Source organism: Streptomyces sp. TP-A0356, from assembly GCF_001417775.1.
GTDB lineage: Bacteria > Actinomycetota > Actinomycetes > Streptomycetales > Streptomycetaceae > Streptomyces.
Genome location: NZ_BBZJ01000013.1, coordinates 362,440 through 384,481 on the forward strand (window position 1 = coordinate 362,440; position 22,042 = coordinate 384,481).

The 22,042-nt window shown below is 72.7% G+C and carries 17 protein-coding genes; 4 read left to right on the forward strand and 13 right to left on the reverse strand.

The annotated features are described in order from the left end of the window. The first annotated feature begins 138 nt into the window (after positions 1 to 138). Entirely contained in the window at positions 139 to 1,098 is a 960-nt protein-coding gene (gene era, locus ASC56_RS04970; RefSeq protein WP_079102293.1) for a GTPase Era, read from the forward strand. A 79-nt stretch (positions 1,099 to 1,177) separates the two neighbouring features. On the opposite strand, the gene ASC56_RS04975 is transcribed toward era, so the two are convergent. The 3 genes from ASC56_RS04975 to ASC56_RS04985 all read right to left on the reverse strand — a co-directional run bounded on the left by ASC56_RS04975 (position 1,178) and on the right by ASC56_RS04985 (position 6,773). Further along, on the reverse strand, positions 1,178 to 3,265 hold the full coding sequence (locus ASC56_RS04975) for a glycoside hydrolase family 31 protein (protein ID WP_055489947.1): 2,088 nt from the start codon (positions 3,263 to 3,265) through the stop codon (positions 1,178 to 1,180). A 237-nt stretch (positions 3,266 to 3,502) separates the two neighbouring features. Further along, the gene (locus ASC56_RS04980) at positions 3,503 to 4,615 is read right to left on the reverse strand and encodes a carbohydrate kinase family protein (protein WP_199835917.1); all 1,113 of its coding nucleotides are present in this window, start codon (positions 4,613 to 4,615) and stop codon (positions 3,503 to 3,505) included. A gap of 847 nt (positions 4,616 to 5,462) precedes the next feature. Further along, the gene (locus tag ASC56_RS04985) at positions 5,463 to 6,773 is read right to left on the reverse strand and encodes a glucarate dehydratase family protein (protein ID WP_055489949.1); all 1,311 of its coding nucleotides are present in this window, start codon (positions 6,771 to 6,773) and stop codon (positions 5,463 to 5,465) included. A gap of 402 nt (positions 6,774 to 7,175) precedes the next feature. Here ASC56_RS04985 and ASC56_RS04990 point away from each other — a divergent pair, with 402 nt between their 5' ends. Beyond that, the gene (locus ASC56_RS04990) at positions 7,176 to 8,516 is read left to right on the forward strand and encodes an MFS transporter (protein ID WP_055489950.1); all 1,341 of its coding nucleotides are present in this window, start codon (positions 7,176 to 7,178) and stop codon (positions 8,514 to 8,516) included. A gap of 84 nt (positions 8,517 to 8,600) precedes the next feature. Here the strand turns inward: ASC56_RS04990 and ASC56_RS04995 are convergent, their stop codons facing one another. The 10 genes from ASC56_RS04995 to hrcA form a co-directional block, all read right to left on the reverse strand. Continuing rightward, complete coding sequence (locus ASC56_RS04995) at positions 8,601 to 9,593, reverse strand: adenosine deaminase (RefSeq protein WP_055489951.1); 993 nt, start codon at positions 9,591 to 9,593, stop codon at positions 8,601 to 8,603. Between the two features lie 70 nt (positions 9,594 to 9,663). After that, positions 9,664 to 10,569 carry a ribonuclease Z gene (locus ASC56_RS05000; RefSeq protein ID WP_055489952.1) on the reverse strand — a complete coding sequence of 302 codons (906 nt, stop codon included), beginning with the start codon at positions 10,567 to 10,569 and terminating at the stop codon, positions 9,664 to 9,666. 6 nt (positions 10,570 to 10,575) lie between these two features. Then, positions 10,576 to 10,929: a histidine triad nucleotide-binding protein gene (locus tag ASC56_RS05005; protein ID WP_055489953.1), complete on the reverse strand. Its 354-nt coding sequence runs from the start codon at positions 10,927 to 10,929 to the stop codon at positions 10,576 to 10,578. Between the two features lie 667 nt (positions 10,930 to 11,596). Then, positions 11,597 to 14,869 carry a S41 family peptidase gene (locus ASC56_RS05010; protein ID WP_055489954.1) on the reverse strand — a complete coding sequence of 1,091 codons (3,273 nt, stop codon included), beginning with the start codon at positions 14,867 to 14,869 and terminating at the stop codon, positions 11,597 to 11,599. A gap of 69 nt (positions 14,870 to 14,938) precedes the next feature. After that, the gene (locus ASC56_RS05015) at positions 14,939 to 15,505 is read right to left on the reverse strand and encodes a hypothetical protein (RefSeq protein ID WP_055489955.1); all 567 of its coding nucleotides are present in this window, start codon (positions 15,503 to 15,505) and stop codon (positions 14,939 to 14,941) included. An 86-nt stretch (positions 15,506 to 15,591) separates the two neighbouring features. Continuing rightward, on the reverse strand, positions 15,592 to 15,984 hold the full coding sequence (locus ASC56_RS05020; protein WP_055489956.1) for a VOC family protein: 393 nt from the start codon (positions 15,982 to 15,984) through the stop codon (positions 15,592 to 15,594). A gap of 16 nt (positions 15,985 to 16,000) precedes the next feature. After that, the gene (locus ASC56_RS05025; protein WP_055489957.1) at positions 16,001 to 16,741 is read right to left on the reverse strand and encodes a 16S rRNA (uracil(1498)-N(3))-methyltransferase; all 741 of its coding nucleotides are present in this window, start codon (positions 16,739 to 16,741) and stop codon (positions 16,001 to 16,003) included. Next, positions 16,738 to 17,814 (reverse strand): nitronate monooxygenase, encoded by a 1,077-nt coding sequence (locus ASC56_RS05030; RefSeq protein ID WP_055489958.1) that lies wholly within the window; start codon positions 17,812 to 17,814, stop codon positions 16,738 to 16,740. The genes ASC56_RS05025 and ASC56_RS05030 overlap by 4 nt, the downstream gene beginning before the upstream one ends. Before the next feature lie 173 nt (positions 17,815 to 17,987). Next, entirely contained in the window at positions 17,988 to 19,124 is a 1,137-nt protein-coding gene (gene dnaJ, locus ASC56_RS05035; RefSeq protein WP_055489959.1) for a molecular chaperone DnaJ, read from the reverse strand. Further along, positions 19,125 to 20,144: a heat-inducible transcriptional repressor HrcA gene (hrcA, locus tag ASC56_RS05040; RefSeq protein ID WP_055489960.1), complete on the reverse strand. Its 1,020-nt coding sequence runs from the start codon at positions 20,142 to 20,144 to the stop codon at positions 19,125 to 19,127. It lies immediately after the preceding gene. A gap of 227 nt (positions 20,145 to 20,371) precedes the next feature. Here hrcA and ASC56_RS05045 point away from each other — a divergent pair, with 227 nt between their 5' ends. Beyond that, positions 20,372 to 21,106, forward strand: coding sequence for an MBL fold metallo-hydrolase (locus ASC56_RS05045; RefSeq protein WP_055489961.1), 735 nt, complete (start codon positions 20,372 to 20,374; stop codon positions 21,104 to 21,106). A gap of 46 nt (positions 21,107 to 21,152) precedes the next feature. Further along, the gene (locus ASC56_RS05050) at positions 21,153 to 21,956 is read left to right on the forward strand and encodes a DUF3097 domain-containing protein (RefSeq protein ID WP_055489962.1); all 804 of its coding nucleotides are present in this window, start codon (positions 21,153 to 21,155) and stop codon (positions 21,954 to 21,956) included. Positions 21,957 to 22,042 lie beyond the last annotated feature (86 nt).

The window sequence follows — 22,042 nt, forward strand, 5'->3', positions numbered from 1 at the left end:
TACGGGGCTCGTCAGAGGGTCACCGCCGTGCGTTTCCTGTCGCGTACGGGTGTGTTTCCATGACGTTTCGTGTTGCGCCGGAGTTTCCGGAACCTCACCGGATCCGGCCGTTCGGTGCGGCTCCGTGAATCAGGGAGAATGGGCGCCATGAGCGTTCGCAAGCAGTCATCCGAGCCGACCGAGGCCGCCCACCGGGCGGGCTTCGCCTGTTTCGTCGGCCGTCCCAACGCGGGCAAGTCCACCCTCACGAACGCTCTGGTCGGGCAGAAGGTGGCGATCACCTCGAACCGGCCGCAGACGACGCGGCACACGGTACGGGGCATCGTGCACCGGCCGGACGCGCAGCTGATCCTGGTCGACACCCCCGGTCTGCACAAGCCGCGCACGCTGCTGGGCGAGCGGCTGAACGACGTGGTACGGACGACCTGGGCCGAGGTCGACGTGATCGGCTTCTGTCTGCCCGCTGACCAGAAGCTCGGCCCCGGTGACCGATTCATCGCCAAGGAACTGGCGGGGATCAGGAAGACCCCGAAGGTCGCGATCGTCACGAAGACAGACCTCGTGGACCCCAAGGCCCTGGCCGAGCAGCTGATCGCGATCGACCAGCTGGGCAAGGAGCTCGGGATCGAGTGGGCGGAGATCGTCCCCGTGTCGGCGGTCGGCGACAAGCAGGTGGAGCTGCTGGCGGATCTGCTGATCCCGCTGCTGCCCGAGGGACCCGCGCTCTACCCCGAGGGCGACCTGACGGACGAGCCCGAGCAGGTCATGGTCGCGGAGCTGATCCGGGAGGCGGCGCTGGAGGGCGTGCGGGACGAACTGCCGCACTCGATCGCGGTGGTCGTGGAGGAGATGCTGCCCCGCGAGGACCGCCCGGCGGACAAGCCGCTGCTCGACATCCACGCGAACGTCTACATCGAGCGGCCCAGTCAGAAGGGCATCATCATCGGGCCGAAGGGCAAGAGGCTGAAGGAGGTCGGCATCAAGTCCCGCCGGCACATCGAGGCGCTGCTCGGGACCCCGGTGTTCCTCGACCTCCATGTGAAGGTGGCGAAGGACTGGCAGCGGGACCCCAAGCAGCTGCGTCGGCTGGGCTTCTGACCGAACCCGGGCCCGGAACCGAACCCGGGCCCGGACTTGGGCCCGGACTTGGGCCCGGAACCCGGACCCGGACCCGCGCTCAGGGCCGCAGGGCGCGCAGGGCCTTGTCGGCACCCTTGGCCCGGACGTTCACGAAGTCGGGTGCGACGCCGAGGGGTGTGCCGTAGCCCGTGAGGGTCCTGGGCCCGCGGATGACGGTGCCGTGGCGGACGTCGTACCACTCGCCCGGCGGCAGATGGACCGTACGGGTCGCGCGGTCGCCGAGCTGAGGGGCGGCGAGGACCGCGGGGCCCAGCATCCACTCGTCGGTGATGGTGTAACCCGCCCGGTCCTGAGGGAAGTCGAAGAAGAGGGGCCGCATGATCGGGTCGCCGGTCCTCAAGGTCTGCTGCACCTGGTCCCAGAGGTAGGGCGCGAGGCGTTCGTGCTGCTTGATCGCGGCGCGGTAGAGGTCGGTGGTCTCCTTGTCGTAGACGACCTTCCGCCCGGTCGTCACGTCGATGGTGTCGACGGGTGACGTGGAGGAGTACATCAGCGGCTGAAGGGCGGCGGACTGCGCCCAGCGCACCAGCACCCGCTTGCCAGGGGCGGGCCGGCCGCCGGAGCCGCCGATCATGTCGGTGGCGACGAAGGGGTAGCCGATCGTGGAGATCGCCAGGTTCTGGGTCACCGAGGCGCGCAGCGACCCCCAGTCGGTGCCCTTGTCGATCTGCCGGGTGACGAAGCCCGCGCGGTGTGCCGTCGTCTCCCAGTGCACCCGGATGCCGACGCCCTGGAGGTCGAATCCGTCGGCGAGTTCGGCGCCGAGCCGCTGGTAGTCGGTGGGCTTGTAGCCGTCGTGCGGGGCGCACTTGTCGTCGAAGAAACGGGTGTCGAACTTCAGTCCGTCAACTCCGTAGTCGCTCATCAGCGTCCTGAGCCGACCGGTGTACCAGGCCCTGGCGTCGGGGTTGGCGAGGTCGACGATCCCGGCGGTCCCGTTCCACCAGCTGACGGTGCACGGCTTGGAGGTGTCGGCCGCGTCCCTGAGCAGGTAGCCGTGACCGGCCGCGTACGTGTACTGGTCGGAGTCGAGGTTGATCCACAGGGTGACCCAGAGGCCGAAGTCGAAGCCGAGCGTGTGGATCGTCCGGGACATGGCCTTGGGGTCGGGGTAGGCCTTCGGGTCGAAGGTCATGTTCCCGTAGTGGGACTCCCACTTGTCGTCGAGCTGGAGGGTGTGCCCGTCGAGGCCGTTGTCGTGCAGCTTCCGCGCGTACTCGAGGAGTTTCGCCTGGTCGACGTGGGTGTAGAACTGTGCCCAGGAGTTCCATGCGGGCCGTGCGTACTGCGCGTACGTGGCGTCGCTCTTCGCCGGTCTGCCCACGATGCCGACGTAGTCGCGGTAGACGTCGAGCGGGGTGGACTCCACGAAGACGGTCGCCCGGTAGGGGTCGGCGGACTCGACGTCGAAGCGGCCGAGGCCGTCCTTGCCCTGGTTGATCGCCACGTCCATGACGTGCCCGGTCTCCACGCGCAGCCCGGCGGCGCTCGACGTGTACCAGAAGGGGTCGATCATGCTGTAGGAGGCCGGGCCGAAGGCCGGGTGCACGACCTCTCCGCTGTCGAGCGGCCAGGGCTGGTCGGTGCCGGGGCCGCCCCGCGGGGTCTCGGCCTCGCCGTGCCCGTACCAGTGCCCGGCGGACCTCAGGTCGTAGGCGAGCCCGAGGCGGTCGGGGGCGGCTCCCTGGACGTTCCAGTCGAGTCGGTAACGGTCCGCGGACGGCGTGACGCGGGCCTCGACGGTGACACCGGGTGCGGTCGTCTCGGCGGTGAGACCGAGGACGCCGTGCCTCCAGGTCCAACCGGTGACCTCGGTGGCGTGCTGCCAGGTCCCGGCGGCGCGGAAGCGCAGGGCGCCGGTGCCGCCGCCCGCGGTGGCCAGGACGCGGGTGCCGCCCGTTCGGCGGGTGGCGAGCGAGAGCTGATGGGTCGTCACATCGAGGGAGTAGCCGGGGGCGTTCCCCGAGGGCGGGACGGTCAGGGTCAGTCCCCCGGCGGACGGGGTGACGTCGACGGCGCGGGGCGTGGGAACGGCCTGCGCCTGCGAGGTGAGGGCGACGGGGAGGGCCAGGGTCAGGGAGAAGGCGGCGAGCAGCGCTCTGCGGCCGCGAGATGGTCTGCGCACGACGCATGTCCTTCGACGGAGGGAGCCATGGGTCGGGGAGTGCGGTGGCACCTGTCCTGTGCACAATCGTGCTTGATTCCGCCGATGATTGAGCAGGAACTGTCACCTGTCAATGCCGGGTTCCGCTTGGGGGCGGATACGGCGGACGTTTACGGACAGGGGCCAACGGTCGCTCGGGTCCCGGAAGTTGACGGGCCGACCCATGGACGGGATGGGGGCGGGCGGGGGCCGCCTGGTTCAGGCCGACCGGCGGAACCCGATGGTCGGCACGGCCCTGCGCCGCGGCCACGGCTCGACGCTCGCCTCCGGAACGAGTTCCTCAAGGAACGCGTACCGGCTGAGCGCCGCGGGATCCTGGTCCTCGTACGACTGGACCCTGCGCCACCACGCCGCGACCTCGGACCAGCCGGGCGCCGAGAGCGACCCGCCGAACTCCTGCACGGAGAGGGCGGCCGTCAGGCCCGCGAAGGCGAGGCGGTCGGCCAGCGGCCACTCGGCCAGCGTGCCGGTCACGAAGCCGGCCACGAAGACGTCACCCGCGCCGGTGGGATCCAGGGCCTCGACGGCGATCGCCGGCACACTGGCGGTCTCCCCGGTCCGCCGGTCCACCGCGTACGCCCCGTCCGAGCCGAGGGTGACGACGGCCAGGGATACGTATTCGGTCAGCGCGTGCGCGGCGGCGCGCGGGCAGTCGGTGCCCGTGTACCGCATGGCCTCCTGCGCGTTCGGCAGGAACGCCTCGCAGTGTTCGAGGTCGGCGAGGGCCGCCAGGTCCCAGGCTCCGGTGTCGTCCCAGCCGACGTCGGCGAAGATACGGGTGCCGCGTCCCGCGGCCTCGCCGATCCAGGGGGCGCGCCGACCCGGGGTCAGCGAGGCGACGGCGGCCCGGGCACGGGGCGGGCAGGCGGGAGCGGGCTCCTCCGGCGGCGGCTCATGGCCGTGGGAGACCATGGTGCGCTCCCCCTCGTAGGCCATGGAGACGGTGACCGGGGAGTGCCAGCCGCGGACCCTGCGCGACGCGGAGAGGTCGATGCCCTCGCCCTGTTCCAGCTCGTCCCAGCAGTACTCGCCGTAGTGGTCGTCACCGAAGGCCGCCGCCAGGGAGGTCCTCAGGCCGAGGCGGGCCAGCGCGGTGGCCATGTTGGCGACGCCGCCGGGGCTCGACCCCATCCCGCGCGCCCAGGACTCGGTCCCGCGCACCGGCGCGGAGTCGAGCCCGGTGAAGACGATGTCGAGGAAGACCGTCCCCGTGAGGTAGACGTCCCAGGGCGGGTCTCCGGGCGCGCGCAGCGCTGACAGCGGGTCGAGATGGGGATGGCAGTACGGTCCCTGTCCGATGGGCGCGGTCACGGTGGCTCCCTGGCATGGTACGGATTCAGCCAGTGTGCACCAACCGTCCCTGCGCAGTGCGCGGGTCGCGCCGGAGCCGCCGTGGCCTCCCGGCGCGGGAGTCGCCGCCGAACGCTTCCGGCACCGGAGCGGGGGCCGCCGCCGTACGCCCGTGTGCCCCGGAGCGGGGACCGTCGCCGGGCGCTTCCAGCGCCGGAGCGCGAACTACCGCCGTACGCTTCCAGCGCCGGAGCGCGGACCGCCGCCGAACGCTTCCAGCACCGGAGCCCGGACCACCGCCGCACGCCCATGTCCCCCCCCCCGGAACGGGGACCGCCGCCGAACGCTTCCAGCGCCGGAGCGCGAACTACCGCCGCACGCTTCCAGCGCCGGAGCGCGGACCGCCGCCGAACGCTTCCGGCCCCGGAGCGGGGATCGTCGCCGCACGCCCATGTGCCCCGGAGCCGGGTCCGCCGCCGCACGCCCGTTGGGCCCGGAGCGCGGACCACCGCCGCACGCTTCCGGCACCGGAGCCCGGACCACCGCCGTACGCCCATGTGCCCCGGAGCCGGGTCCGCCACCGCACGCTTCCAGCACCGGCGCCCGGACCACCGCCATACGCTTCCGGCGCCGGAGCGCGGACCACCGCCGCACGCCCGTTGGGCCCGGAGCGCGGACCACCGCCGCACGCCCATGTGCCCCGGAACGGGGACCGCCGCCGAACGCTTCCGGCGCCGGAGCGCGAACTACCGCCGCACGCCCGTTGGGCCCGGAGCGCGGACCACCGCCGCACGCCCGTTGGGCCCGGAGCGCGGACCACCGCCGTACGTCCATGTGCCCCGGAGCGGGGTCCGCCGGCGGGCGACCGCTACCAGCGGGGCACGGCCGGTGTGACCCACTCGGGATCCGCGACCCGCATCGCCGCGTCGTCGTCGCGGTCGCGCAGGGCGCCGTCGTCGGCGAGCCAGCGCTCGTGCAGGGCGGCCAGCCTGTCGCGGTCCAGCGTCACGCCGAGGCCGGGTGCGTCCGGTACGGCGATCCTGCCGCCCCGGAAGGCGAGGCGCTCGGTGATGACGTCCTCGGACTGCCAGGGGTAGTGGGTGTCGCAGGCGTGGTGCAGGCCGGGCACGGTCGAGGCGACGTGGGTCATCGCGGCCAGGGATATGCCGAGGTGCGTGTTGGAGTGCATGGACACCCCGACCCCGAAGGTGCGGCAGACGGCGGCGAGTTCGCGTGTGTTGCGCAGCCCGCCCCAGTAGTGGTGGTCGGAGAGGACGATCTGGACGGCGCCGCGCGTGAACGCCTCCTCGATCTCGGCGAACGTGGTCACACACATGTTGGTGGCGAGCGGCACATCGGTGCCCGCGGCGACCTCGGCCATGGCGGGTGTGCCGAGCGCGGGGTCCTCCAGGTATTCGAGGACGTCCCCCAGCTCCCGGGCCACCTCCAGCGAGGTCTCCACGGACCAGGCGCCGTTCGGGTCCAGGCGCAGCGGATGCCCGGGGAAGGCCTGGGCGAGGGCGCGGATCGCGGCGACCTCCTCGCCGGGCGGGAAGACCCCGCCCTTGAGTTTGAAGGACGTGAAGCCGTACCGCTCCTTGAACATCCGGGCCTGCGCGACCACCCCGGCCGGATCCAGGGCGGCGCCCCAGTCGTCCTTCTCGCACACCACGCCCTCGGGATGGTCGGCCCACTTGTAGAAGAGGTACGCGCTGTATTCGACCTCGTCGCGCACCTTGCCGCCGAGCAGCGCGTGCACGGGCAGGCCGAGCGCCTTGCCGAGGGCGTCGAGGCAGGCGACCTCGAAGGCGGAGACGACGGACAGGCGCAGCTTGTCGGCGGTCTGGACACCGCGCAGTCCGCCGACGTCGACCCGGCCCTCGACCCGCGACCCGTCCACGGCGAGCTCGTCGGCGATGGTGAACAGCCCGTTGACGTCGGAGACCTGTCGCCCTGTCAGTTCGGCGGCGAAGGGCCGGGCGAGTTCCAGGTACTTGGTGTCGCCGTACGTCTCACCGACCCCGGTGACACCGTCGGCCGTCACCACCTCCACGATCAGCCGGGGCGTGTACGGCTGGTGGACGCCCTGGGTGTTCAGCAGCGGCGGATCGGCGACCAGGATCGGCGTCACCCGTACCTCGGCGATGGACAGGTCACGGGTCCCGGCCCCCTGCGCCATGACTGATCTCCTCATATAGACGCCATCCACATATGAGGACAGAGATTAGGTAAGCGAACAGTGACCCGTCAATGGCCGCCGCGGGACGGCCCGCCGAGGCACTGCCGGAGGGTCCGTACGAGGCGCTGCCGGAGGGTCCGTACGAGGCGCTGCCGGAGGGTCCCTACGAGGCGCTCACTGGCGCCGAGGCGGACCCGGGAAGGGAACCGGCCACCCGAAAGGCGCGCGCCCTTCTACCCGGCCTCACCAGCACCAAACCTCTATGTGACTCACATCACACACCCCGCGCTTCTTCTCGAACCGCGTGCTTGATACAAATTGCCCGCGCGTTCCTGTCGGTCGACGGACGGCGCCCCAACCCCCCTCTTCCGAGCCGCCCTTCCGCATGCCCTGGGAACGCCCGTGTCCTCCCGCACCGCCCCGCCCTGGCCCCTGGTCGCCCTCTTCACGGCCGGGTACCTCGCCGCCTACCTCCTGCCCACCACCGTCGGCAGGCTCACCTCCGGCCTCGGGCTCACCGCCACCGAGGCCGGCTCCATCGGCAGCGCCCTGCTGCTGAGTTCGGCCGTTGCGGGCTTCCTGCTCGCCGCCCAGGTCCACCGTGTCGGCCCCCGCCGCCTCGCCCGCGCCGGCATCCTGCTGGCCGCCGCCGGATACGGCACGGCCGCCCTCAGCGAGAGCATCCCCGTGGTCGTCGCGGGAGCGGTCGCCGGCGGGTTCGGATCCGGTACGGTCACCACGGTCGCCGCGACCGGCATCGCCGCCCAGCGCGACCCCCACCGCGCCTCCACACTGGGTCTGCTGGGCGTCTCCGCGCTCGCGGGAGTGGTCTATCTGACGGTCCCCCACCTCGGCCCCGGCCACGGTCTCCCGCTCGCCGCGATCGCGCTCACCGCACTGCTGGTGTGGCCCGCGACCGGCCGCCTCTCCACCGCCGCACCGGCGGCCACGACTCCCCGCGGGACCGGCCGCCTGCCTCACCTGCGATCCGGCCTCGTCCTGGCCTCCTGCATCCTGTGCTGGTCCCTCGCCCAGAACTCCCTGTGGGGCGTGAGCGGACGCATCGGCCTCAACCAGGCGCACCTCACGGAGGTCACCGTCGGCGTGGTCTTCGCGACTGCGCTCGGCGCCGGGCTGCTCGGCGTGATCGGCGCGGGCATGCTCGGCCCGCGCCTCGGCCGCGCGCTCCCGATCGGCGCGGGCACCGCGCTGATCGCCGGCTGCATAGCGCTCAGCGCCCGCGCCAGCGGCCTCGGCACCTTCGCGACCGGCGAGATCGCCTGGAACACGCTCTACCCGATCGTGCTGTCGTATCTGATCGGCCTCGCCGCCTCCCTCGACCAGCGCGGCCGCTGGGCGGTCCTCGTCGGCTCGGCGTCCTCGCTCGGCACGGCGGCGGGCCCCCTCACCGGCAGTGTGCTCTCCGCCCAGGCGGGCTTCCCGGGGATGGGCGCCATCCTCGCCACCGGCCTGCTCGCCATAGCGCTCCCGCTGACCGCGGTCGCCCTGCACACCGGCGGCCGGCCGCTCCTGCCGGGCGCGGTGCGCCGCCGTGGTGGCGCCCCGGCCGCCGTGGTCGCTGCGGCGACCGGCACGCCCTCGGGGGCGGTCCCGCCGGTCGGCGCGCCGGAGCAGCCGGTCGTGGAGATCCCGCTCGACGGTGCGGCCGTCGCGGCCCGGCAGGCCTACGACACGGCGGGACCGCGACAGGCGAACGCCGCACCGGGGCCCGGGGACCGCTAGGCCGCCAGGCCGCCAGGCCGCCAGGCCGCCAGGCCGCCAGGCCGCCAGGCCGCCAGGCCGCCAGGCCGCCAGGCCGCCAGGCCGCTACGAGAACTCGTACGCCTCCACCTCGGCGACATAGCGTGCCCGCCGCTCCTCGTCGTGCTCCAGGAAGGAGGCGAGGAAGGAGTTGCGGGCCAGCTCGCGCAGCCGCTCCTCGCTCAGGCCGAGTGAGGAGCGCACGGCATCGAAGTTGTCCCCCGCGTACCCACCGAAGTACGCCGGGTCGTCGGAGTTGACGGTGCACAGCAGCCCGGCGTCGAGCATCGCGGGCAGCGGGTGCTCCGCCAGCACGTCCACCGCGCGCAGCCGGACGTTGGAGAGCGGGCAGAGCGTCAGCGGCACCCTCTCGCGCACCAGCCGCTCGACGAGCGCCGGGTCCTCCATGCAGCGCAGTCCGTGGTCGACGCGCTCCACGCCGAGCACATCGAGGGCCTCGGTGATGTACTCCGGCGGCCCCTCCTCACCGGCGTGCGCGACCCGGCGCAGCCCGAGGGCGGCGGCGGCCTCGTAGACCTCGCGGAACTTGACCGGCGGGTGGCCGACCTCGGCCGAGTCCAGGCCGACGCCGACGATCCGGTCGAGGTACGGCTTCGCGGCCTCCAGCGTCTCCAGGGCCGAGTCGGCGGACTCGTCGCGCAGGAAGCACATGATCAGCTGGGTGGAGACGCCGTGGTTCTCCTCGCTGCGCCCGAGCGCCCGCCACAGCCCCTCGACGACCGTGCCCATACCGACCCCCCGGGCGATGTGGGCCTGCGGATCGAAGAAGATCTCGGCGTGCCGCACGCCCTGCGCGGCGGCCCGCTCCAGATACGCGTTGGCGAGGTCCTCGAAGTCCTGCTCGGTCCGCAGCACGGCCATGAGCTCGTAGTACAGGTTCAGGAAGGACTGCAGGTCCTCGAAGGCGTACGCCCTGCGCAACTGCTCCGTGTCGGCATAGGGCAGCTCGACGCCGTTGCGCTCGGCGAGCGCGAAGGCCAGTTCGGGTTCGAGGGTGCCTTCGATGTGCAGGTGCAGTTCAGCTTTGGGGAGGGGCATCGAAACATCGTACGGGGGCCTGCATCGCTTTCTCTCCCGCCACCCTCAGCCGTCCCCGCCGTCCCCGCCGTCACCGCCGCTTCGGCAGAGACACCCGCATCAGGTCGTGCGCGACGGTCAGCTCCCCCTCGAACCCCGCCGCCCGCGCCTGCCGCTCGAACTCCTCGGGCTCGGAGTAGCGCTGGCTGAAGTGGGTGAGGACGAGATGGCGCACACCGGCGTCCGCGGCGACGCGCCCCGCCTGCCCCGCCGTCAAGTGACCGTGATCGGCGGCGAGTCGGGCATCCTCGTCCAGGAAGGTCGACTCGATGACGAGCATGTCGCAGCCGTCCGCGAGGGCGTACGCGCCGTCGCACAGCCGGGTGTCCATGACGAAGGCGAACCGCTGCCCGCGCCGCACCTCGCTGACGTCGTCGAGCGAGACGCCGCCGAGGGAGCCCTCGCGCTGCAGCCGCCCGATGTCGGGCCCCTCGATGCCGTGCGCGGCCAGCCGCTCGGGCAGCATGCGGCGCCCGTCGGGCTCGACGAGCCGGTAGCCGAAGGACTCGACGGGATGGGAGAGCCTGCGCGCCTCCAGGGTGTACGCGGGGGTGACGGCGAGGATTCCGTCGGCCTCGACCGGTGCCTCGGCCAGCCGGACGGTCTCGCGGTACGCCGTCGCGTACCGCAGCCGCTCGAAGAACCGCTGGCCCGACTTCGGGTAGTGCGCGGTGATCTTGTGGGGCACCTGGTCGAGGTTGATGCGCTGGATCACACCGGCGAGACCGAGGGAGTGGTCCCCGTGGAAGTGCGTGACGCAGATGCGGCGCAGATCGTGGGCGGCGACTCCGGCGCGCAGCATCTGCCGCTGGGTGCCCTCGCCGGGGTCGAAGAGGATGCCGTCGCCGTCCCACCGCAACAGATAGCCGTTGTGGTTGCGGTGGCGGGTCGGGACCTGGCTGGCGGTGCCGAGCACCACCAGTTCACGCACGGACACGGCGCCTTACCCGGGCGGCCACTGCAGGCCGCGGCCGCCGAGGAGGTGGGCATGGGCGTGGAAGACGGTCTGGCCGGCGCCGGGGCCGGTGTTGAACACCACGCGGTAGCTCTCCAGCTTGTGCTCGGCGGCGATCTCTCCGGCCTCGCGGAGCACGTCGGCGGCGATGGCCGGCTCGGCGGCGGCGAGGGCGGCGACGTCCGGGTAGTGGACCCGGGGGATGACCAGCACATGGGTCGGCGCCTGGGGGTTGATGTCCTGGAAGGCGACGGTGGTGTCGGTCTCACGGACGATCGTCGCCGGGATGTGCCCCGCCACGATCTTGCAGAACAGACAGTCGTCCTGCGGCTCTCCCGCCATGTGCGTGTCTCCTCCCACGGACTGATCACTACGTCGGCATGGTATCGGCCTTCCCCACCCGCCCGCCCTGAAGGGCGAACACACCGACGGCCAGGGTGCCGCGTCCGAACGGGCACGGCAGACGAGCGTGCGCGCGCGGCGCCTGAACGGACGGACACCAACCGAAGGGACGAGCAACGGCCGGGCGAGCGGACACGCGGCACGCGAACTGACGGCCGACAGGCGCGCGCGGCACGGACGAACCGACAGACAGGCGCCGACGCCGGGCGACCGGAAACGAGCAGGCCGACGGCAGGGCGCCGAAGACGGCAAGCAGGCGCGCAGGGCGCGAACGGACAGCAAACAGGCGCGCCGACGCCCGGCCACCGCACACAACGGACCGACGACAAGGCGCCGAAGACGGCGAGCACGCGCGGCACGCGAACGGACGGCAAGCGGCGCGCGGACGCCCGGCCACCGGACACAAACCGGGCGCGGGAAGGACAGGCGCACGCGGCGCGAACGGACGGCAGGCAAGCCCGCCGACGCCCGGCCACCGGACACAAACCGGGCGCGGCGCGGAGCGTCGGCGGGCGCCCGCCGGCGCCGGGCGGCCAGAAGCAGGTGACCCGGCGTGCGCTCTTGTCTCTTGGCGTAGCCGCCGAGCGGGGGGTTCGGCGGCGGTGGTTCACAGCGGCGGCAGCTCCGGGGGGCGCTTGGCCGGGTGTTCCTCCAGCGCCGCCAGGGCCAGCCGGATCGCCTCGTCCAGCTGCACATCCCGCCCGGCCGCGTAGTCCTGCGGTGCCTGTACGACCTCCACGTCGGGATCGACGCCGTAGTTCTCGACGCCCCAGCCCGGCCCCTCCAGCCAGAACGCGTACTTCGGCTGCGTCACCAGCGTCCCGTCGACCAGCCGGTACTTGCTGTCGATGCCGACAACCCCGCCCCACGTCCGCGTGCCCACCACCGGCCCGATCCCGAGCGCCTTGACCGCCGCGTTCACGATGTCCCCGTCCGAGCCGGAGAACTCGTTGGCGACGGCGACGACGGGCCCGCGCGGCGCGTCCTCCGGATAGCTGTAGGGCCGTAGCCCGCGCGGCAGGTCCCATCCCACGATCCGCCGCGCCAGCTTCTCCACGACCAGCTGGGAGGTGTGCCCTCCCCGGTTCTCCCGGACGTCCACGACCAGCCCCTCCCGGGCGACCTCGATCCGCAGGTCGCGGTGGAGCTGCGCCCACCCGGAGCCCACCATGTCCGGCACGTGCAGATACCCGAGCCGCCCGCCGGACTTCTCGTGCACGTACGCCCGCCGGTCGGCCACCCACTTGTGGTACCGCAGCGGCTCCTCGTCCGCGATCGGGACCACGACGGCGTGCCGCAGATCGCCCCCGCCCGCCGGAGAGACCGTCAGCTCCACCGGCTTGCCCGCCGTCCCGACCAGCAGCGGTCCGGGCCCCGTCACCGGATCCACCGGCCGTCCGCCCACCGCGACGATCGCGTCCCCGGCCCGTACCGCGACGCCGGGCGCGGCCAGCGGAGCGTGCGCGGCGGGGTCGGAGGTCTCCGAGGGCAGCACCCGGGCGACGCGCCAGCTGCCGTCCGCGTCCCGGGAGATGTCGGCCCCGAGCAGCCCCTGCCGCCGGTCCGCGTCCGGCCCGTGACCGCTCGGCGAGACGTACGCGTGCGAGGTGCCCAGCTCCCCCTGCACCTCCCACAGGAGGTCCACGAGGTCGTCGTGGGTGGCGACGCGCGCGAGCACGGGCCGGTACCGGTCCAGGACGCCGTCCCAGTCGACCCCGCCCAGGTCGGGCCGCCAGAAGTTGTCCCGCATGAGGCGGCCGGTCTCGTCGTACATCTGCCGCCACTCGGCCGCGGGGTCGACGGTCTGCCGTACGCGCGAGAGATCCACGGTGATGTTCGCGTCGCTGTCGTCGTCCTTCGGCGCGCGCCGGTCGCTCGGTACGACCTTGAGCTTGCCGTCGGTCCACAGCAGCACCCGCTTGCCGTCGCCGGTGACCGAATAGTGGTCGGCGTCCGCGGCGAGGTGCTCGATGCGCTGCTGGACGAGGTCGTACCGCTCCAACTCGGTCTTGGGATCGGGGTCGTCGGGCGTGGCACGCGACGCGCCGAGCACACCGCGCACCGGATGCCGCAGCCACAGCACACCGTCCTTGGCGGCCCGCAGCCCGGAGTAGCGCGCGGCCTCGACCGGGAAGGGCACGATCCGGTCGGCGAGGCCGTCCAGGTCGATACGGGTCGTGGGGGCGCCCTCGCTGTCGGGCGTCTCGTCCTTCTCCGGCGCCTCCAAGGGGCGACCGTGCCGCTGGGGGCCGAAGGGCGACGGGGTGGTCGCGGCGAGCGTGATCAGGTACGGCCGGGAGCCGCCCACGAACGCCAGGTCGAAGACGTGTTCGTCGTAGACCGGGTCGAAGGAGCGCGCCGAGAGGAACGCCAGGTGCTTGCCGTCCAGCGTGAACGCCGGTGCGTAGTCCTGGAAGCGGAGCGGTGTGGCCTCCGTCACCGACAGGTCGGCCGTGTTGGCGAGCTTGAGCTGACGCAGCGGGCGCGGGCCGGGGTGGGACCAGGCCAGCCATGCCGAGTCCGGCGAGAAGACCAGCCCGCTGGCCTCGCCGTCCTCACCGCGGTCGACCTCGCGCACCTCGCCGCTGTCCCGCTCCACGAGCAGCACCCGCCCGTCGTGCGCGGCGACCGCGACCCGGCTGCCGTCGGGCGCCACCGCGAGCCCGAGCACCCGGCCGAGCTGTCCGGCCGCGAGCCGCCGCGGGATGGCGCCGGGCGCGACGCCGGTGGCGGGCGCGAACTCCAGCGCGTCGTCGCCCTCGGCGTCCGTCACCCACACCACCCACTCCTCGCCGTCCGCGCGGAAGGTGTGCGGCAGCCGTGCGCGCACGCCGGGCTCGGCGGCGAGGGCGCGGGCGGGACCCGAGCGGTGGGTGACCCAGTGCACGGCGCCGCGCACGGAGATCGCGCTGCCCCGCCCGGTGTGGTCGGGCGAGGCGGCCCCGAACCAGTGGGCCGCGTTCACCGGGTACGGCTGAAGGTCGACGCGCTGCCCGCCGAGCCGGATGTCGAGCCGCCGGGGCTCGGCCCCGTCGAGGTCGTCCAGGAGCCACAGTTCACCGGCGGAGGAGTACACGACCCGGATGCCGTCGGTGGCCGCGTGGCGGGCGTAGAAACCGTCGAGCGGAGTGTGGCGCCGCAGATCCGACCCGTCGGGCAGCGACGAGTACAGCGCGCCGACGCCCTCGTGGTCGGAGAGGAAGGCGATCCTCCCCCCAGGTCTCGGCTCCCCTCGGCCTTGGGGGGCGCCCACCCCCACCCACACCGGGTACTCGATGTTGCCGTCGAGGTCCTCGTGCAGGCGTACGAACTCCGCGGGTCCTGCCCCGGCCCCTTCCCCGTCGCCGGTGTCCCCCTCGATCCACAGCTTCCCCGCCGTGCCGCCCCGGTACCGCTTCCACCAGGCGGCCTCGCGGCCCATGGGCGCGGACAGCAGCACCGTGCGCGGCCCGTACGCGACCTCGCCGACGGGCCCGTGGGGCAGGGTGGTGGCGGGTCCGCCGTCGAGTGGCACGGCGTGCGCCCAGGTGCGGCGCAGCGAGGCCTGGCCGACCGTGCTGAGAGCGAGCACATGTCCCTCGGGGGTCCAGCCGCGCACCTGGGTTCGCGAACTGCCCCAGTGCGTCAGGCGCTTGGCGGGGCCGCCGTCGATCGGGGCGATGTACACCTCGGGAGCGCCGTCGACGGTGGAGGTCCAGGCGACGGTCGTACCGTCCGGGGAGATGCGCGGATGGTTCACCGGGACGTTGTCGGCGCTGACCCGCCAGGCGCGGCCGCCGTCGAGCGGGGCGACCCAGACGTCGTCCTCGGCGGTGAAGGCGACCAACTCGCCGTGCAGATGCGGGAAGCGGAGATACGCGGGCGATGCGGACTGAGTCACCAGGTCACCCTAAGCAGCAAGCAGGTGCGCTGACCAGGGTTCTCCCACTCGCCCCTTACCGCGCACACGTCACTTGCCCTGGACCGGCCAGCAGGTGGGGTCGCCCTGGCACCAGATGGTCTTCGTCACGGTGACGGTGGGCCGGGGCTGCCCGGGGGTGATCGGCCGGTACGTGGCGGGCGGTGTGTTCACCGGCGTACCGGCGTCGCAGTTGCCGAGGCCGCTGACGTGGAACAACTCCTTGCCGCCCACGGTGCCCCTGAGGTCCCCGCGGACGCACTTGCCGTCCACGGCGCGGGTGACCCGGCCCTTGACGATGATCGCCTTGTTGTCGCTGGTCCGCCCCTGGCAGTCGACGGCGACGACGGTGGTCTCGGTCGGCGTGGGCGTCCTGCCGGAGGCGGCGGTCCTGGTGCCGTTGCCGTAGCTGCCCGTGCAGCTGAGCCAACCCACGTTCACATGCTGCCGTTCCAGTTCGCGGGTCGCGGTCTGGTCGGTGGTGTACGCCACCGACACGGAACTCATGTCACCGGGTTGGCACGCCACCGCTCCGCCCACGGAGACCACCACGAGCACGGTCACCGCCGCGAGCCGCGGCCCCTTCGGCCGCCACCAAATCCGCCTCGATGCCCCCATGGAGGGCAGCGTGCCACTCTCCCGGCCACGACGGTAGAGCGCATACGGCCATGGCGCACTCCCCGGATCGCCAACGGGCGGGGCGGTCAGCCGCGCAGCAGCAGCCACTCCTGGAGTTCCACCAGGTTGCCCTCGGGGTCCTTGAGGTGGGCGACACGCATGCGGTCGGTCATGGGGGCCGGGCCGTGCAGCAGGGTCGCGCCGCGGGAGGTGATCCGCTCGCAGTAGGCGTCCAGGTCGTCCACGCGCAGTACGACCAGCGAACGGTGGCCGGTTGCCGCGTCGCCCACCTCGCCCAGGACCCGGGCCATCACCGCCCGGTCCTGCAGCGCGATGCCCGCCGAGCCGGTGGCGGGACTGAACTTCTCGTACGGGCCCTCCACGGCCCCCGACTGGGGCCTGAGGCCGAGGACCTCGGCGTAGAACCGGTAGCAGGCCGCGAAGTCCGAGACCAGCAGCCGTACCTGGGCGAGTTCCATGGCGTCCCCCGGGGCGTCAGGACCAGCGGCCCGTGCGACCAAGCAGCAGCGCGGCCGCCGCGGTTCCGGCGGTCGATGTACGCAGGACGGTACGCCCCAGCCGCAGCACCTTCGCGCCCGCCTCCTCGAACACCGCCAACTCCTCGGGCGCGACGCCCCCTTCGGGCCCGACGACGAGCACGATCTCGCCCTCGGTGGGAAGTTCCGCGGCGGCCAGGGGCCCCTCGCCGCTCTCGTGCAGCACCGCGGCGAAGTCGGCTGTGGCGAGAAGTGCGGCAACCTGCTTGGTGGTCGCCGCGTCCGCGACCTCCGGGAAGCGCACACGGCGGGACTGCTTGCCCGCCTCCCGTGCGGTCGCCCGCCACTTGCCGAGCGCCTTCGGCCCGCGCTCGCCCTTCCACTGGGTGATGCACCGGGAGGCCGACCAGGGGACGATCGCGTCGACCCCCACCTCGGTCATGGTCTCCACGGCCAGTTCGCCCCGGTCGCCCTTGGGCAGGGCCTGGACGACGGTGATGCGCGGGGACGCCGGCGGCTCCTCGTGCGGGGGCTCAAGGTCCGTGACCACCAGGCGGTCCTTGCCCTCGGCGGCCTTCACCACGCCCTCGGTCCACCGCCCCCGGCCGTCCGTGAGGACCACGTCCTCGCCCGGCCGCAGCCGCTTCACCGAGACGGCGTGCCGGCCCTCGGGCCCGTCGAGCACGAACTCCCGCCCGATTCCGTCGAGTTGGTCGACGACGAACACAGGCGCCGTCATCGCCCGGCACCTCCCGTCGACAACGCTGTCATGGCCGCCCGGAGTTCCGCCGCCAGCACCTCCACCAGCTGCCCGGCGGGCAGTTCACGGGCCATACGGTGGCCCTGCCCGGCCCACAGTGCCATGCCCTGGGGGTCGCCGGCCTGAGCGGCCGCCTTGCGCAGTGGCGAGGTGAGGTGGTGGATCTCGGGGTAGGCGGCGGCCGCGTAGGGGCCGTGCTCCCGCATGAACCGGTTGACCAGACCGCGCGCCGGGCGGCCGGAGAACGCGCGCGTCAGCTCGGTCCGGACGAACCGGGGGTCGGTCAGCGCCTGCTTGTGCAGCGGGTTCGCGCCGGACTCGGGCGTGGCGAGGAACGCGGTGCCGAGCTGGGCCGCGCTCGCACCCGCCGCGAGCACCGCGGCGATCTGGCCGCCGCGCATGAGGCCGCCCGCCGCCACGATGGGGATCCGGACGGTCTCGCGGACCTGGGCGACCAGCGAGAGCAGGCCGATGCCGGCGCCGTCGTTCTCGGCGATGTCGCGATGGCTGCCCTGGTGGCCGCCGGCCTCGACGCCCTGCACGATCACCGCGTCGGCGCCCGCGTCCTGCACGGCGAGGGCCTCCTCGGCGGTGGTCGCCGTGACCAGGGTGAGGGTGCCCGCCCGGCGCAGGGCGTCCAGGACGTCCGGGGCCGGGACGCCGAAGTGGAAGGAGGCCACCGGCACCGGGTTGTCGAGGAGGACCGCGAGCTTGGCGTCGTAACCGTCGTCACGGCCGCTGTCGGGGTCGCCGAGCTCGGTGTGGTACCAGGCGGCCTCACCGGCGAGCTGGTTGGCGTAGACCTCGACCGCGGCGGGGTCGGCGTAGTCGGGCTGCGGCATGAACAGGTTCACGCCGAAGGGGGCGCCCGTGAGCCCGCGGAGCTGCTTGATCTCCTGGTACATGCCGTCGGCGGTCTTGTACCCGGCGGCGAGGAATCCCAGGCCACCGGCCTCGGACACGGCGGCCGCGAGCCGCGGCACAGAGACGCCGCCCGCCATGGGGGCCTGCACGATCGGATGACGGAAAAGATCGGTCAGCGCGGAGGACATGACGGCATGTTGTCACGTCCTCCGAACAAGTCCGAATCCGGCCTTCCCCTGGCATGAGCCAGGGGAAGGGGCAGCGGGTCAGGGCGGTGGGAGGGTCCCCCGACCGGCGAATTCCAGACAGCCCGACAGCCGCTTCCCGCCGGGTGCCACCCCAACCCCGCGCGCAACAGACGTCACCGCCCGTTGAACGCATCCTTCAGCCGCGAGAACAACCCCTGCTGCCCCGGCTGGAACTGCCCCTGCGGCCGTTCCTCGCCGCGCAGCTTCGCCAGCTCGCGCAGCAGCCGCTCCTGCTCCGGGTCCAGCTTGGAAGGGGTCTGCACCTCGACATGGACGACCAGATCGCCCCGGCCGCCACCGCGCAGATGTGTGACGCCGCGGCCGTGCAGCGGGATCGACTGCCCGGACTGGGTGCCGGGACGGATGTCGACATCCTCCAGGCCGTCCAGTGTCTCCAGCGGGACCTTCGTGCCCAGGGCCGCCGCCGTCATCGGGATGGTGACCGTGCAGTGCAGGTCGTCGCCGCGGCGCTGGAAGGTCGGATGCGGCAGTTCGTGGATCTCGACGTACAGGTCACCGGCGGGCCCGCCGCCGGGGCCGACCTCGCCCTCGCCCGCGAGCTGGATCCGCGTGCCGTTGTCGACACCGGCGGGGATCTTGACGGTGAGCGTCCTGCGGGAGCGCACCCGCCCGTCGCCCGCGCACTCCGGGCACGGGTTCGGGACGATCGTGCCGAAGCCCTGGCACTGCGGGCACGGCCGGGACGTCATGACCTGGCCCAGGAAGGACCGCGTGACCTGCGAGACCTCACCACGGCCGCGGCACATGTCACAGGTCTGCGCGGTGGTGCCGGGCGCGGCGCCCTCGCCGTTGCAGGTGTTGCAGACGATGGCCGTGTCGACCTGGATGTCCTTCGTCGTGCCGAAGGCCGCCTCGTCGAGCTCGACCTCCAGCCGGATCATGGCGTCCTGGCCCCGGCGGGTGCGCGAACGCGGACCGCGCTGCGACGCCGTACCGAAGAACGCGTCCATGATGTCGGAGAAGTTCCCGAAGCCGCCCGCGCCGAAGCCGCCCGCGCCGGCGCCGCCCGCCTGGGACAGCGGGTCACCGCCGAGATCGTAGACCTGCTTCTTCTGCGGGTCCGAGAGAACCTCGTACGCGGCGTTGATCTCCTTGAACCGCTCCTGCGTCTTGGGATCGGGGTTGACGTCCGGATGCAGCTCGCGGGCGAGCCTGCGGAACGCCTTCTTGATCTCCTCCTGCGACGCATCGCGGCGCACGCCGAGTACGGCGTAGTAGTCCGTGGCCACTTACGACTCCGCCAGGATCTGTCCGACGTACCGTGCCACCGCTCGTACCGCTCCCATCGTTCCCGGGTAATCCATGCGGGTCGGTCCGACCACGCCGAGTTTGGCTACTGCCTCGCCGCCCGAACCGTAGCCGACGGAGACGATGGACGTGGAGTTGAGTCCCTCATAGGCGTTCTCATGGCCGATACGCACCCGCATGGCCGGATCCTTCGCCTCGCCCAGCAACTTGAGGAGCACGACCTGCTCCTCGAGCGCCTCCAGGACGGGGCGGATGGTGAGAGGGAAGTCATGCGCGAAACGGGTGAGATTGGCGGTGCCGCCGATCATCAGCCGCTCCTCGGTCTCCTCCACGAGCGTCTCCAGAAGGGTGGAGAGCACCGTCGCGACCGTACCGCGGTCCTCCGGTTCCTCGAAGGCCTCGGGCAGGTCCTGTACAAGCTGCGGAACGTCCGCGAAGCGACGGCCCGCGACCCGGCTGTTGAGCCGCGCGCGCAGATCCGCAAGAGACGTTTCTCCGAACGGCGCCGGGCAGTCGATCATGCGCTGTTCGACCCGGCCGGTGTCCGTGATCAGCACGAGCATCAGGCGCGCGGGCGCCATCGACAACAGCTCCACGTGCCGCACGGTCGAGCGCGTCAGCGACGGGTACTGCACGACGGCGACCTGCCGGGTGAGCTGGGCGAGCAGTCGTACCGTACGCGCCACCACGTCGTCGAGGTCGACGGCGCCCTCCAGGAAGTTGTGGATCGCGCGGCGCTCGGGCGGGGTCATCGGCTTGACGGCCGCGAGCTTGTCGACGAAGAGGCGGTAGCCCTTGTCCGTGGGGATGCGTCCGGCGCTGGTGTGCGGCTGGGCGATGTAGCCCTCCTCCTCCAGCGCGGCCATGTCGTTACGGACGGTGGCCGGGGAGACACCGAGGTTGTGCCGCTCGGTGAGCGCCTTGGAGCCCACCGGCTCCTCGGTGCCGACGTAGTCCTGGACGATGGCGCGCAGCACTTCGAGCCTGCGTTCACTGAGCATCGCGCACACCTCCAGCGGTCGACGTCCCCTTGGCGCTTCCCCTGGCACTCTTCGCGTGTGAGTGCCAGCATCCCCGAGTCAGTGTACGGCGGCGGGGTACGCCCCCGGCAAGGGCGGACCCCGCCGCCGTGGCGAGGTGTACCGACCTGTCCCGGGGTGTCCGCCGGCCCGGCCGCCCGGGACGGCGTCGTCGCCCATGACGGCCGCCCGGGGATAGCGTCGCTCGTATGACGGTCTTGTGGGAAGACTCCGGGTGGGAGGCGCTCGGTCCGGGGGCGGGGCGGACCCGGCTTCCGGGCTGGGACTGCACCGCCGGACTGGTCGTGGGCGAGCGCGGGGCGCTGATGATCGACGCGGGGTCGGGCCTGGGCGAGGGAGCGCGGTTGCGCACCGAGGCGCGGCGGTTGCTCGCACCCCTGGGCGCGGACCGGCGTGTGACGCATCTCGCGCTCACGCACCCCCATTTCGACCATGTCCTCGGGGCGGCGGCGTTCGCGGGCGTGGAGGTGTTCGGGGCGGTGGGCATGGACGCGGTGTTCGTCCACGAGCGCGACGAGCTGGTCGCGGACGCGGTGCGCAACGGTCTGGACCCGCCCGTGGCGGCCGAGGCCGCGGACGTACTCGTCCACCCGCACCACCAGGTCGCGGGCGAGTGGACGCTGGACCTGGGCGGGGTGACGGTGCTGCTGGCCAACGTCGGCCCGGCCCACACCGCCCATGACCTGGCGGTCCTCGTCCCCGGGGAGCGGGAGGTGGTGTTCTGCGGGGACCTGGTGGAGGAGTCCGGCGAGCCTCAGGCGGGCCCGGACGCGGTGCCCTCGCACTGGCCCGCGGCCCTGGACCGGCTGCTGGCGCTGGGTGGCGAGGACGCGCTGTACGTGCCCGGGCACGGTGCGGTGGTCGACGCGGCGTTCGTCCGGTCCCAGCGCGACGAACTGGCGGCCCGATTCGGCGTGTCGTAGGCGTTCGTACGCCCTTGCCGGCCGGGCTTCTCCTATCGTCATCCGAATGCGCCAGTACTCGCCGGACCTGACCCCGCCGTGGAAGAAGCCCAAGCCCGTGCCGGAGGTACCGGCCGAGCCCGGTCTGGTGGTCGAGGAGCCGCGCACCGGCTTCTGCGGCGCGGTGATCCGCTGCGAGGCGGGCACGGTGACCCTGGAGGACCGCTTCGGCAAGCACCGCGTGTTCCCCCTGGAGCCGCGGGGCTTCCTCCTTGAGGGGCGGGTGGTGACGCTGGTGCGCCCGTCGAAGGCGCCGGCGCGGCCCACCCGTACGGCATCCGGCTCGGTGGCCGTCCCCGGCGCACGCGCGCGCGTGGCCCGCGCCGGCCGGATCTACGTGGAGGGCCGTCACGACGCGGAGCTGGTCGAGAAGGTGTGGGGCGACGACCTGCGCGTCGAGGGAGTCGTGGTGGAGTACCTGGAGGGCGTGGACGACCTGCCGTCGATCGTCTCGGCCTTCTCCCCCGGCCCCGACGCGCGTCTCGGCGTCCTGGTGGACCACCTGGTCCCCGGTACGAAGGAGTGGCGCATCGCGGAGTCCGTGACGAGCGAGCACGCCCTGGTGGTGGGCCACCCGTACATCGACATCTGGGAGGCGGTGAAGCCCTCGTCACTGGGGATCGAGTCCTGGCCCCGGGTCCCGCGCGGTCAGGACTGGAAGAAGGGCGTCTGCCGGGCACTGGGCTGGCCGCAGAACACGGGCGAGGCGTGGCAGCGGATCCTGTCCCGGGTGCGCTCCTACAAGGACCTGGAGCCGGAGTTGCTGGGCCGGGTGGAGGAACTGATCGACTTCGTCACGGCGCAGCCGTGAGCGGCGGAAGAGTGCCGAGCCCGCTGGTGTCGAGTGGGGCTCGCCGTCTCGGCGTCCACAGCGGTCGTCTCCATGCCCTCCAGATC